Source organism: Flavobacterium undicola (assembly GCF_009909155.2).
Taxonomy (GTDB): Bacteria; Bacteroidota; Bacteroidia; order Flavobacteriales; family Flavobacteriaceae; genus Flavobacterium; species Flavobacterium undicola.
Genome location: NZ_JAAAPM020000010.1, coordinates 119245 through 133909, shown reverse-complemented (window position 1 = coordinate 133909; position 14665 = coordinate 119245). Strand labels below are relative to the sequence as shown.

Here is a 14665-nt window from a genome sequence, read left to right as displayed (position 1 = left end):
TTTTAGGATAAACCGTTCTCAATTTAAAACAAGTATTTTTCATAAATCCATAGAAAGAATGGTGAATGCAAAACCGATTTATCAAAAAAACATAAAACAGATATTAAGTGTATAACTCAATTAAATAATTTAAGAGTATGAAATCCTCATTTTTTTATAAAATGGGGATGAATATTCTAATGCTAAAAAAAAAGATAAATAATGAAATTCGATATTAAGTATATATTAGGAATTACAGTGCTTTTGTTTTTTCAAACGATGAATGCTCAGTTTTATGTAGGTGTGCAATCAGGAATTGGACATATCCGAAATGATATTAAAGTAACACCGCCAGGATATCAAATTGAACACGCAGGAACATTAAAAGCGGGTTATATTTATTCGCTAACTAATCATTTTGGAATTGGGACAGGCTTAGAATTTTCTCAATATAAGCAAGATGTTTCTTTGAACAATTCAATGGAAACTTTAACTAATTTTGAGATTGATCCTTCAGGTTCTGCATTTGTTTATAATGTAACGACAAGTAGTTATAATGAAAAACAAACACTTCATGCGGTTCAAATTCCACTTTTCGTTCAGTATAAAACAAATATTCATAAAGGAGTTGATTTTAATTTTAGAGCAGGAGCTAAATACTTTTTGCCTGTAAAATATAAGATTGACGCAACGGCATCTTATGTAAATGGTACGGCCTATTATCCTGATGTTAATTTGAGTATTGATAATTTACCAGAATATGGCTTTGGAGGCCATGCTAATTATTCAGCTACCGGCGAATACGAAACGAAGGGGATAGTGATGAGCATGTTTGAATTAGGTTTTACATTTGATATCGGAGCAAAAAATGCATTATATGCAGCAATGTTCCTTGAAAGTGGTTACGGTTCTATTGTTGACCAGGATACTGATAAATCTTATATTGGTTATAATCCAACATCTGTTACAGATAGAAAAGCGAATGGATTGTATAGTACAGATAAGGATGCAAAAATTCGTCCTCTAGCATTTGGTATTACGCTAGGATGGAATTTTAAATAAACCTATTTTTTAAATTTGTATGAAAGGTCTTGATTAATTATCAAGACCTTTTTTTGTTGATAACTTCCCTTTTCAATCGCCTAAAAAAAAACTAAATTTGGAATTCAATTTTTTGAAAGCCTATTAATTTTAATGTGTTTAAAACCAGTTAAATGCACCGTTTGAATTTATTTGAATTCAAACTCCCTTCCCTTTGGGGAGGGCTGGGGAGGGGACTATGTACTTAATATTCGATACGGAAACTACGGGATTACCTAAGCGTTGGGATGCGCCCATTACCGACACAAACAACTGGCCGCGCTGTATACAAATCGCCTGGCAGTTGCATGATGATATGGGAAATCTCATCGAACATCAGGATTATTTGGTAAAACCAGAAGGTTTTAATATTCCCTATGATGCTGAACGTATTCACGGTATTTCAACTGAATTAGCAGAGGCGGAAGGAATTTCTTTAGCTGAAGTTTTGGAGAAATTTAATATTGCTTTAGGCAAAGCCAAATTTATTGTAGGTCAGAACCTAGGTTTTGATGTCAATATTATGGGTTGCGAATTGTATCGAATGGGCGTTGATTCGCCAATGGCTTCGATGCCAGTTCTCGATACCTGTACCGAAGTAACCGCTTCATTATTGAAATTGCCTGGAGGTCGTGGAGGAAAATTTAAATTGCCTACACTAACTGAGTTACATAGTTATTTATTTAACGTTCCTTTTTCCGAAGCCCACAACGCTACTGCCGATGTTGAGGCAACCACGCGTTGTTTTCTGGAGTTAATTAAAAGAGAAGTTTTTACTAAGGAAGAACTTGATGTTCCGGCTTCTTATTTTCAGGATTTTCAAGCTAAAAATCCGCAGGAAATTCAGCTTATTGGCTTAAAGCATATCAATTTAAAAGCTGCTTCGGATAAAATTCGCCAGCAGCTTCAAAAATCAGAACAAAATGTTTCGCAAACTACCGTTTCGGATGCGGATAAGCAAGGTTTAAACGAAGCGAAGTTTGCTCATTTACACAATCATACACAGTTTTCGGTTTTACAATCGACTATCGGAATAGCGCCTTTGGTAACTGTTACAGCTAAAAATGGTTTTCCTGCTGTTGCGATGACCGATACAGGAAACATGATGGGAGCTTTCCATTTTGTGAGTGCAGTGATGAATCACAATAAAGGGGCTTCCGCCAAAAATAAAGCCTTGGTTGAAAGTGGGGAAGAACCAACAGAAACCGAAATCAAGCCTATTGTAGGTTGCGAATTTAATATTTGCGAAAATCATAAAGATAAGTCTAAAAAAGACAATGGTTACCAGGTTGTTTTATTGGCAAAAAATAAAAAAGGCTATCATAATTTGGCCAAAATGGCGTCTATCGCTTACGTGGATGGTTTTTATTATGTACCCAGAATTGATAGAAACGTTGTAGAAAAGTACAAGGAAGACATCATGGTTTTGTCCGGGAATTTATACGGAGAGATTCCGAGTAAAATTCTGAACATTGGTGAAATCCAAGCCGAAGAAGCCTTGGTTTGGTGGAAAGCGCAATTTGGAGACGATTTCTATCTCGAAGTGATGCGTCACAATCAGGAAGATGAAAACCGTGTGAATAAAACTTTGATTGAGTTTGCGCAAAAGCACCAGGTAAAGTTAATTGCGACCAATAATACCTATTATGTAAATAAACAAGATGCGAATGCACACGATATTTTATTGTGTGTAAAAGACGGTGAAAAGCAAGCAACACCTATCGGTCGTGGTCGTGGGTATAGATATGGATTGCCAAATCAGGAATATTATTATAAGTCGGGAGAGGAAATGAAAAATCTCTTTGCCGATTTACCTGAGGCAATTATTAATATTCAGGAAATTGTTGATAAGGTCGAAATTTACTCGCTCTATCGCGATGTATTGCTTCCGAAATATGATATTCCCGAAGAGTTTGTTGATCCCGAAGATGAAAAAGATAATGGAGTTCGTGGAGAAAATGCCTATTTGAGGGATTTGACCATGATAGGTGCGAAAAAAAGATATGGAGATATTACAGAGTCTATTCAGGAACGTTTGGATTTTGAGTTGTTAACGATTTCAAATTCTGGATATCCGGGTTACTTTTTGATTGTTCAGGATTTCATCGCCGAAGCTCGAAAAATGGATGTTTCCGTAGGACCAGGCCGTGGATCGGCGGCGGGTTCTGCTGTGGCTTATTGTTTAGGAATTACCAATATTGACCCGATTAAATACGATTTGCTTTTTGAGCGTTTCCTGAATCCTGATCGTGTGTCCATGCCCGATATTGATATCGATTTTGATGATGAGGGACGTGGCCGTGTAATGGATTATGTAATTAAAAAATACGGAGCCAATCAGGTGGCTCAAATTATCACTTATGGTAAAATGGCAACCAAATCGGCGATTCGTGATACGGCGCGTGTATTGGATTTACCGTTGTTTGAAGCCGATAGAATAGCCAAGTTGATTCCCGCAATGATGCCGGGTAAATGGAATCTGGCTCGTTTCCTTTCTGAATCAGAAGATGAGGTTAAAAAAGCATTAAAAGGTGCTGATGAATTTGAACTTGTAAAAGAATTAATCGCCATTGCCAATGAAGATGATTTGGCAGGAGAAACAATTCAGCAGGCCAAGATTCTGGAAGGGTCGATGCGAAATACAGGTATTCACGCCTGTGGGGTGATTATAACACCATCTGATATTACTAATTATGTACCTGTTACTACCGCCAAAGATTCCGATTTATATGTAACCCAATTTGATAACTCGGTTGCAGAAAGTGCAGGATTGCTGAAAATGGATTTCTTGGGTCTGAAGACCCTGACATTGATAAAGGACACTGTTAAGTTAGTCAAATACCGTAACAACATTGATCTCGACCCAGATACTTTTCCAATTGATGATGTCAAGACGTATGAACTGTTCCAACGTGGAGAAACTGTCGGGATTTTTCAATATGAGTCTGCTGGAATGCAGAAATACATGAAGGAATTGAAACCCACCGTTTTCGGAGATTTAATTGCGATGAATGCCTTGTATCGCCCTGGACCTTTGGAATATATTCCTTCTTTCGTTCGAAGAAAAAACGGAGAGGAAGAAATCAAATACGATCTAGATGCCTGCGAAGAATATTTAGGGGAAACCTATGGAATTACGGTGTATCAGGAGCAGGTGATGCTTTTGTCGCAGTCGTTGGCTGGATTTACTAAAGGTGAGGCCGACGTTTTGCGTAAAGCGATGGGTAAAAAACAGAAGGACGTTCTGGATAAAATGAAGCCTAAATTCGTAGAACAAGCAGCTACTAAAGGACATGATCCAAAAGTTTTAGAGAAAATTTGGAAAGACTGGGAAGCTTTTGCGAGTTATGCTTTTAATAAATCCCACTCGACTTGCTACGCATGGATTGCCTACCAAACTGCCTATTTGAAAGCGCATTATCCAGCCGAATATATGGCGGCGGTACTTTCGAATAACATGAACGATATTAAGCAAGTGTCATTCTTTATGGAGGAATGTAAGCGAATGGGCTTGCAGGTTTTAGGACCTTGTGTGAATGAGTCTTATTATAAATTTACCGTAAATGATGATTATGCTGTTCGTTTTGGAATGGGAGCTATCAAAGGAGTAGGAGCTGGAGCAGTAGAAACTATTGTGGAAAGTAGAAAAAACGGAAAATACAAATCGATTTTTGATTTAGCTAAGCGAATTGATTTGCGTGCCGCCAATAAAAAAGCGATTGAAAACTTGGCCTTGGCGGGTGGTTTTGATTCTTTTGAAGGAACTACACGTGCGCAATATTTTCATGATGAAGGTGATGGAGTTACCTTTTATGAAAAAGCGATTCGTTATGGCTCGAAATTCCAAGAGAATGAAAATTCGTCTCAGGTGAGTTTGTTTGGAGAAACCAGTGAAGTACAAATTGCAGAACCTGTTGTACCACCATGCGAGGATTGGAGTACAATGGAAAAATTGGCAAAGGAGAAAGAAGTAGTTGGGATTTATATTTCTGGGCATCCGTTGGATGATTTTAGATTTGAAATGAAGTATTTCTGTAATGCTAAATTAGAAGCGCTTAAAAACTTGGAGCAATATGTTGGTAAAACACTCGCTTTTGGTGGAATTGTATCAAATGTTCAAAGAAGAACTGCTAAAAACGGTAAAGAATGGGCGAGTTTTAATCTGGAAGGCTATGATGAAAGTTTTGAATTTAAAATTTTTGGAGAAGATTATTTGAATTTTCACCGATACTTGCTTCCAAACAACTTTGTTTATTTTAAACTCCTTATAAAAGAAGGATGGGTTAACAGAGATACTGGTAAAAAAACAGACCCAAGAATACAGTTTTCCGATGCGAAGCAATTGCAGGACGTGTTAGGGATTTTTGCTAAAAGATTGATTGTGTTGTTGAATATTAAGGATTTGCATCCAGAGTTTATTCATAAGTTGAGTCATCTTTTTAATGAAAATAAAGGAGATAATCAGGTAACTTTTGAAGTCATGGAGATAGAGAAAATAAAGAAACTGATAGAGACTACAGCTGTTCTTGAAGAAAATGAAGAGGTTGTTTTTGAAGATGAAAATGAGGATGCTGAGGCTTCGGATACTCCAGAAAATAAGGCTGTTCAGGTTACAGAGGTGGAAGAGGTTAAGGTGGTGACGAAACTGAGTATGGCAAGCAGAAAGTTGAAAATTAAAATTTCGACTGAGTTTTTACAGGAATTAGAGAAAATGCAGATAAACTTTAAGTTGAATTAGACACAATATATACCACAGCAGCGATAGCTGTAAAAACTAAGGCCAATTTTTCTTTTTTGTTCTAAATCAAAGTAGGATTGGTAGTTCCGTAATAAACAATATTTCTAAATTATTGTTTACGGATGTTTTGTTTTCTTGTATCCCTTCAAAATTAGCTCTAAAAAATCATAACCATCATTTTTTAGAGCTAATTTTGAAGGGGATACACAAATTTATACCGTTGAAATAAAAAAGAAATAAATTGATTTTTTTGTAAATCAAATCGATTAAATGCTTCTAAATGGCATTATTGTTGATAATAACGCAGTCGTAAATTAAAAATACTTTTTAATAGATAATTGTCTGAGTTTTTGCCTGGATGTTTAGCAGGACGGGACAGGATGCGTTAGAAAGACATGTTTAATAATTTTATATTCTGAATAAAATTATAGTTCATTTTAGATAAACTGGTCTAATTTGTCTCAGGATAGATTAAAAACCAGATAATTTTAATAAAAAATCAATGAAAATTAAACTCAATTATCTTCCGTTTTTTATCGGGATTCTATTTTCTTTAAATGGTGTAGCTCAATCAAATGTCTGGCCTCAAACTAAAAATGTGAACAAACCATGGGCACGCTGGTGGTGGATGGGAAATGCGGTAGATAAACCCAATTTGAAATCAAGTTTAATCGATTTTCAAAAAGTTGGAATTGGAGGAGTCGAAATAACACCTATTTATGGAGTAAAAGGAGAAGAGAATAATTTTATTGATTATTTGTCGCCAAAGTACATGGAAATGCTGGACTACACGGTAAAAATTGCCGATAGTTTAGGTTTGCAGGTCGATATGGTTCTTGGTACAGGTTGGCCTTATGGAGGGCCTCAGGTTACGCTTCCTCATGCTGCAACTAAATTAGTAGTAGAGAAATATGAGGTTAAAAAAAACGAACAATTTAATAAAGAAATAAATGTAGATCCGGTAAAGGAGAAAGTGCCAGCGCAATTACTGGCTGTTTCGGCTTATGGTGCCGATGGATCTTATTTGGATTTGACAAGCCAATTAAAAGGGAATGTATTAAACTGGAAAGCTAAAAAAACAAATTATACACTTTATGCTGTTTTTGCTGGGAAAACGGGTCAGCAGGTAAAACGTGCTGCACCGGGTGGGAAAGGTTATACTTTAGATCATTTTTCTACAGAAGCACTTAATGCTTATGTAGTGCCTTTTGATAAAGCATTAGTGGGATTTGAAGGAAAACTGAGAGCTATTTTTAATGATAGTTATGAAGTATATGGTACCGATTTTACGCCATTATTTTTACAAGAATTTGAAAAACGCCGTGGTTATGATTTGAAAAAATACCTTCCACAGTTGTTGAGTAAAGAAGAATCTGAAATTGGAAATAGAGTAAAAAGCGATTACAGAGAAACGATTTCTGATTTGTTGTTGAATAAATTTGATTTGCCTTGGACCAAATGGGCCAATTCGAAAAATTATAAAACCAAGTTACAAGCTCACGGTTCGCCAGGGAATCTAATCGATTTATACGCTTCGGCTGATATTCCAGAATGTGAAACTTTTGGTTCAATGCCTTATGATATTCCGGGTTTCAGACGTGAAAAAGAAGACATTAGAGATGGTGATGCCGATCCTGTGATGTTGAAATTTTCTTCTTCGGCGGCACATATTTCTGGAAAACCATTGACTTCTTCAGAAACTTTTACGTGGTTGAGGGATCATTTTAAAACGGCATTGTCGCAATGCAAGCCGGAAGCTGAGGACTTGTTACTTAACGGAGTCAATCATATTTTTCTACACGGTTCTACTTATTCGCCTAAAAAAGCGGAATGGCCGGGATGGCAATTCTATGCTTCGGTGAATTTTAATTCTAATAACAGTATTTGGGAAGATGCTCCGGGATTGTTCAATTATATTGCTAATTGTCAATCGATGTTACAATCTGGGAAGTCAGATAACGAAACATTATTGTATTATCCAGTTTACGATACTTGGGGGAAAAGCTTAGAAGGAAATTTATTTTTCCAGTTTAAGATTCATTCGTTGAAAGAGTGGTTGCACGGAACTCCGTTTTATGATACGACTAAAAAATTGATGGCAAATGGTTATGGAGTTGATTTTGTTTCGGACAACTTTATTGCTCAAGCCACAGTAAAAGACGGAATGATAGTTTTGCCTGGAAATAGTTATAAAGCATTGGTGGTGCCAAATTGTGATAAAATGCCTTTGGCTACTTTAGAGAAATTAATTGCTTTGAAAAAAGCGGGTGCTGCTATAATTTTTGAAGGTTTGCCAAAATCGGTTCCGGGACTTAAAGATTATGAGGCTCAAAATACAAAATTAGCCACATTACTTTCAGAAAATAAAGCTATTGTGAGTCCGGTGAGTGATTTTTTTAAAGCGTTACAACTGGCTAATGTGCAATCAGAATCCTTAGTTGGAACAGGATTGAAATTCATTAGAAGAGATTTAAATGGAGAGAAAATCTATTATTTAGTAAATCACACTGCTAAAACAATTGAAGGTTTTATTCCTTTGGCTATAGCCAATAAAGAAGTGTTGATTTTAGATCCGTTGACTAGAAATGTTGGAAATGCTATAGTTCAAAAAAACGGACAAACTACTTTGGTGAAACTTCGCATAGAATCTGGAAAATCATTTATTTTAAAGACAGAGAATGCCGCTTCAGAAAAGCCTTGGAAATATTATCAGGATGCGGCTGAACCAATTGCATTAAAAGGAAATTGGCAATTGAATTTTGAAAAAGGAGGCCCAAGTTTGCCTGCTCCGGCAAAATTAACTAATTTAGAATCTTGGACTAAAATCAGTCCTGATACCGAAGCTTTTTCAGGAACAGCATTGTATACTTTGCAGTTTGATGCGCCAAAAATAACAGCAGAAAACTGGAAATTGAGTTTGGGAGATGTGAGAGAAAGTGCTAAAATTTGGCTAAATGGCGAATATATTGGAAACGCTTGGTCAGTACCTTTTTCAATTAATTTAGGGCAACTTAAAAAAGGGAAAAACGAGTTGAAAGTTCAGGTAACCAATCTTTCTGCAAATAGAATTATAGACATGGAAAAGAAAGGAAAAGAATGGAAAATCTTTTATGAAATTAATATGGTAGATAAAGATTATAACAAATTTGATGCTACTAAGTGGAAACCGATGCCTTCGGGATTATTAGGCCCAGTTTCGATAACTCCTTTAAAAGAAGAAAAATAATAGTAATAAACACCTTAATAATGAAAAAGAGTATTTTGTTTTTAGGCTTAAGTCTTATTGTAAGCAGTATAACTTTAGCGCAAAACCCTTTAGATAAAAAAGCAGTTTTGGCTCAAATGGAATTGGCTAATAAATATTTTATGGACAAATGGCCAGATACAGGTAAAACTATTGTTACTAATAAAGAGCGTCCAAGTAATATTTGGACTCGTGGGGTTTATTATGAAGGATTGATGGCTTTGCACGAAATCTATCCAAAACAAGCTTATTATGATTATGCTTACTCTTGGTCAGAATTTCACAAGTGGGGATTCAGAAACGGGAATGCTAATCGCAATGCCGATGACTATTGTGCAGCACAAACTTATATTGATTTGTACAATATTGAGCCAGATGCTAAAAAATTAAAAAATACGAGACAATGTGTTAATATGTTGTTGAATACACCTCAATTAGACGATTGGTCTTGGATTGATGCTATCCAAATGGGAATGCCCGTATTTGCAAAAATGGGTGTTTTAGAAAAAGACAATCGTTATTATGAGAAAATGTATCAGATATACATGTACTCTAGAAATAATCACGGTGACCACGGATTGTATAATCCCAAAGACGGTTTGTGGTGGCGTGATGCCGATTTTGATCCTCCTTACAAAGAACCAAATGGAGAAGATTGTTACTGGAGCCGTGGAAATGGTTGGGTAATTGCTGCTTTGGCAAAAGTATTAACTATTATTCCTGAAAATGCTCCTCATAGAGAGCAGTATGTGAAAGATTTAAAAGCGATGGCAAAAGCCTTAGTGCCTATTCAAAGAGCCGATGGATTCTGGAATGTAAGTTTGCATGACCCAACAAATTTTGGAGAAAAAGAAGCTTCTGGAACAGCTTTGTTTGTTTATGGAATAACTTACGGAATCAATAGCGGAATTTTAGACAAGAAAACGTATTTTCCGGTCGTAGAAAAAGCATGGAAAGCATTGATAGCAGAGAGTTTACATAAAGATGGATTTTTAGGATTTTTACAATCTACAGGTAAAGAACCAAAAGATGGTCAGCCATTAACGTATGATAAAATTCCTGATTTTGAAGATTATGGATTGGGTTGTTTCTTGTTAGCCGGATCTGAAATCTATAAAATGAAGTAATACCAAATTGGTTTTACTTTTTTATAGAAATCAAAAAGAATACAATTAGTTAAAAGATTAAAAAGGGAAGTTTAGTGGCTTCCCTTTTTAATGAATATTAATTTCTGAAATGCATAAAAATAATTAGCATTTAATTAATTCGTTGGTATATGAAATATAGAATTTTACTCGTCCTTATTTTTTTGAATAGTTTCTTTTCTTTTGCTAAAGAACTCTATGTTGCTCCTCAAGGCAATGATATTAATAATGGAACTATAACAAGTCCTGTTGAGACTATAAAAAGAGCACAGGAATTAGCCAGTTCAGGTGATGTAGTTTATTTAAGAGGTGGACTTTATAGTATGCGTGAAGAACAAATTGCAGTGAAGAAAGGCATTTGGGCTTATGTGACTCATTTAGATAAAAACGGAATTTCTTATTTAGCTTATAAAAATGAAACACCTGTTTTTGATTATAAAAATGTAAAACCAGCAGGCTGTCGCGTTGTTGCTTTTTTTGTGAATGCCAATAATATTCACGTAAAAGGAATTGAAATAGTAGGTGTTCAGGTAACCATAAAAACACATACCCAATCAGAATGTTTTGAAGTTCGAGGAAGTAATAATACATTGGAACAATTAAAAATGCACGATAATATGGCTATCGGAGTCTATATGATTAGTGGTTCCAATAATCTGATATTAAATTGTGATGCTTATAATAGCTGGGATTCGGTTTCTGAAGGCGGAAAAGGCGGAAATACCGATGGTTTTGGCTGTCATCTTCAAAAAGGAAGTGTAAATAATGTTTTCAGAGGTTGTCGTGCCTGGTTTAATAGTGATGATGGTTTCGATTTAATTAACAATGCGGAACCTGTTTTAATCGAAAATTGCTGGGCTTTTTATAATGGATATTCTCCTGATTTTATAGGTAGAGGGGATGGAAACGGATTCAAAGCCGGAGGATATGGAGCTGGAAAAAATCCGTATAATGAACTTATGGAAAGATATGCGCCGATACCTAAAAATACGATTCGTTTTTGTTTGGCAGTTAAAAATAAACAAAGTGGATTTTATGCCAATCATCATTTGGAAGGGAATTATTGGTATAATAACACCGCATATTTAAATAAAAGAAATTATAATATGCTCAATTGTATGGCTTTAAATCCAACTGATTTTGGAACTAATGGCCCTGGATGGAATCATGAAATGGCTAATAATTTAGGCTTTGCAGCTACCACCGAAGAATTAACCGATATTGATAAATCGCGTTGTGTGTTGAAGAATAATTACTTTGATTTAACGAGTATTAAAGTTACTGCTTCTGATTTTTTAAGTATTGATGAGAAATTATTGATGGCTCCAAGACAAGCTGATGGAAGCCTGCCAAACAATGATTTTTTAAAATTAGCTCCATCAAGCAAACTTATAAATGCTGGAACTAATTTAGGATTCGCATTCAAAGGCTCTGCTCCCGATTTAGGTTGTTTTGAAAAATAATAAATACTAGATATGAACTTTAATTTAAAGAAATTATTTCTTTCCATCGTATTAGTATCTTTCGGTTTTGCAGTTCAGTCGCAGGAATTCAATCGTAAGAAATACAATTTTAATTCCGATTGGAAATTAAAATTAGGAGATTTAGCTCAGGCAAAAGAGGTTAATTTTAATGATAAGAATTGGCAAGCTGTAACGCTCCCTTATGCTTTTAACGAAAATGAAGCTTTCAAGAAAGACATTACGCAGCTTACTACCGGCATTGTTTGGTATCGAAAAAAGTTCAAACTGCCAGAAGGAATTGTCGATAAAAAAGTTTTTATCGAATTTGAAGGCGTTCGTCAAGGCGGAACTATTTATGTCAATGGACAAAAAGTAGGACTTCATGAAAATGGAGTAATGGCTTTTGGTTATGATATTTCAAATTTGCTAAAATCATACCCAGCCGAGAATACAATTGCACTTCGTATTGACAATGATTGGAAATACAAAGAACAAGAAACAGAATCTACTTTTCAATGGAACAATAGTAATTTCAATGCTAATTATGGCGGGATTCCAAAGAACGTTTACCTTCATGTAACGGACAAATTATATCAAACACTTCCATTGTATTCGAATCTAAAAACAATTGGAACCTATGTTTATGCTTCGAATATCAATGTTGCTCAAAAAACAGCAATTGTAACTGCCGAAACTCAGGTTAAAAATGAATATGCTGGAGCAAAAACTTTCTCTTATGAAGTTCAGGTTTTTGATTTGGAAAATAAAAAAATGGCTAATTTTTCAGGTTCGGAAACGACTTTAAATTCGGGAGAAACTAAAATTATTAAAGCTTCGAAGGAATTGGATAATTTGCATTTTTGGAGTTGGGGTTATGGTTATTTGTACACTGTAAAAACCATTTTAAAAGTAGATGGAAAAATTGTAGACGAGGTTGCTACTAAAACAGGTTTTAGAAAAACGGCTTTCGCCAATGGGGAAGTGTTATTGAACGATCGGGTAATCCAGATGAAAGGTTATGCACAGCGTACCAGTAATGAATGGCCGGCTGTTGGGATGTCAGTGCCTGCCTGGATGAGTGATTTCAGTAATCGAATGATGGTGGAAAGCAATGGGAATTTAGTGCGTTGGATGCATGTTACGCCTTGGAAGCAAGACATAGAATCTTGCGATAGAGTTGGTTTAATACAAGCCATGCCAGCTGGTGATGCCGAAAAAGATGCCAAAGGAGTGCAATGGATACAACGTGTTAATTTAATGCGTGATGCCATTATTTACAATCGAAATAACCCGAGTATTATTTTTTACGAAAGCGGAAACGAAGTAATTAGCGAAGCTCACATGCGCGAAATGAAAAGCTTGCGTGATACTTATGATCCCCATGGCGGAAGAGCAATTGGTTCTCGGGAAATGCTCGATAGTCAGGAAGCAGAGTACGGTGGCGAAATGTTGTATATTAACAAAAGTGCCCGCAAACCTTTTTGGGCAACCGAATATTCCAGAGATGAAGGTTTGAGAAAATATTGGGACGAATTCTCGCCTCCTTTTCATAAAGAAGGTACTGGCGGAACCAATCATACTAATGTAAATGGAAGCAAAGTGGCCGATGCCAGTCCGTACAACCACAATCAGGACGCTCATGCTATTGAAAATGTAACACGATGGTATGATTATTATGTTGAACGTCCCGGAACAGGAAAAAGAGTGAATTCGGGGGGTGTAAATATTATTTTTTCAGATAGTAATACGCATTTTAGAGGAGCTGAAAATTACAGAAGAAGTGGTGAGGTTGATCCAATGCGAATTCCAAAAGATGGCTTTTTTGCGCATCAGGTTATGTGGGATGGTTGGGTAGATATTGAAAAATACAGAACCCATATTATAGGACATTGGAATTACACGGATGCAGTTACAAAAAACATTTACGTTGTTTCTTCTGGAGACAAAGTAGAGCTTTTTGTTAATGGAAAATCCAAAGGTTTTGGTAAGCAAAGCAAGCAGTTTTTATTCACTTTCGAAAACATTCATTGGGAATCAGGTTCAGTGAAAGCGGTGAGTTATGATGCCAATGGAAAAGTGTTGAGCGAAGATGAAAAAATAACTGCGGGAACTTCATTTGCTATTCGGTTAACTCCTCATGCCAGTCCTGAAGGATTGTTGGCTAATGCCAATGATATTGCTTTAATTGATGTTGAAGTGGTGGATAAAAAGGGCAACAGATGTGTTTTAGACAACAGCTTAATCGAATTTTATTTAGATGGAAATGCTACATGGTTAGGCGGAATTGCACAAGGTCCGGATAATTATATTTTGTCTCAAAAGTTACCCGTTGAAAATGGAGTGAATCGAATTATGATTCGTTCTACTTTGAAAGCAGGTGAAATTAGTGTTTCGGCAAAGTTTAAAGGATTGCAATCGGCTGAGGTTAAATTACAATCAAAACCGTTTTTGTCGAAAAATGGATTGGCAGAACAATTGCCAAATGCTAATTTATCTTCATATTTAGAAAAAGGACCAACGCCAGAAACTCCTTCTTATACCATAAAAAGAACGCCCGTTTTTATCAGTCACGCTGTAGCAGTTGCTAATATCGATGATGTTTATAAAAGTTATGATGATAATGAATTGACGGAATGGGCTAATGACGGAAAAATTAGTACAGGAAAAATTACGTATACCTTAGCTGAACCGGCTATTGTAAATGAAACGGTGGTGAAGTTTACAGGTTGGCGTACAAAAAGTTATCCAATTCGTATATTAGCCGATGGTAAAGAAGTGTATCGTGGCAATACAGAACAAAGTTTAGGATATATTACGATTCCATTAAAACCAGAATTGGCTAAAGAAATTACAATAGAATTGATTGGAACCAATTCTGAAAAAGATGCTTTTGATACCATTGTTGAAGTTGATCCAACAAAGGAATTGGATTTGTTTAAAGATAAAAGTGCCGCAAATGCCAAAGGGCAGCTGCGTATTGTAGAAATAGAATTTTATAAAAAAAATGATAATTAGT

The 14665-nt window shown here is 35.7% G+C and carries 6 protein-coding genes and 1 pseudogene; all 7 read left to right on the top strand.

What is annotated here, in order from left to right; translation table 11 throughout:
- Positions 1-115 (top strand): annotated as a pseudogene (locus GTZ96_RS07890) (IS1595 family transposase); the annotation flags it as partial.
- An 86-nt stretch (positions 116-201) separates the two neighbouring features.
- Positions 202-1041 carry an outer membrane beta-barrel protein gene (locus tag GTZ96_RS07885; protein ID WP_161642661.1) on the top strand — a complete coding sequence of 280 codons (840 nt, stop codon included), beginning with the start codon at positions 202-204 and terminating at the stop codon, positions 1039-1041.
- A 217-nt stretch (positions 1042-1258) separates the two neighbouring features.
- Positions 1259-5797: a DNA polymerase III subunit alpha gene (dnaE, locus tag GTZ96_RS07880; protein WP_161642659.1), complete on the top strand. Its 4539-nt coding sequence runs from the start codon at positions 1259-1261 to the stop codon at positions 5795-5797.
- Between the two features lie 502 nt (positions 5798-6299).
- Positions 6300-9023, top strand: a complete 2724-nt coding sequence (locus GTZ96_RS07875; RefSeq protein ID WP_161642657.1) for a glycosyl hydrolase — start codon at positions 6300-6302, stop codon at positions 9021-9023.
- Positions 9024-9043: 20 nt separating this feature from the next.
- Positions 9044-10168, top strand: coding sequence for a glycoside hydrolase family 88/105 protein (locus GTZ96_RS07870; protein ID WP_161642655.1), 1125 nt, complete (start codon positions 9044-9046; stop codon positions 10166-10168).
- 149 nt (positions 10169-10317) lie between these two features.
- The gene (locus GTZ96_RS07865; protein ID WP_161642653.1) at positions 10318-11649 is read left to right on the top strand and encodes a right-handed parallel beta-helix repeat-containing protein; all 1332 of its coding nucleotides are present in this window, start codon (positions 10318-10320) and stop codon (positions 11647-11649) included.
- 12 nt (positions 11650-11661) lie between these two features.
- Entirely contained in the window at positions 11662-14664 is a 3003-nt protein-coding gene (locus tag GTZ96_RS07860; RefSeq protein ID WP_161642651.1) for a glycoside hydrolase family 2 protein, read from the top strand.
- Position 14665 lies beyond the last annotated feature (1 nt).

Coding starts and splice junctions, on each gene's coding strand:
- GTZ96_RS07885 (WP_161642661.1), top strand. CDS start 202: ATGAAATTCGATATTAAGTATATATTAGGAATTACAGTGCTTTTGTTT.
- dnaE (WP_161642659.1), top strand. CDS start 1,259: ATGTACTTAATATTCGATACGGAAACTACGGGATTACCTAAGCGTTGG.
- GTZ96_RS07875 (WP_161642657.1), top strand. CDS start 6,300: ATGAAAATTAAACTCAATTATCTTCCGTTTTTTATCGGGATTCTATTT.
- GTZ96_RS07870 (WP_161642655.1), top strand. CDS start 9,044: ATGAAAAAGAGTATTTTGTTTTTAGGCTTAAGTCTTATTGTAAGCAGT.
- GTZ96_RS07865 (WP_161642653.1), top strand. CDS start 10,318: ATGAAATATAGAATTTTACTCGTCCTTATTTTTTTGAATAGTTTCTTT.
- GTZ96_RS07860 (WP_161642651.1), top strand. CDS start 11,662: ATGAACTTTAATTTAAAGAAATTATTTCTTTCCATCGTATTAGTATCT.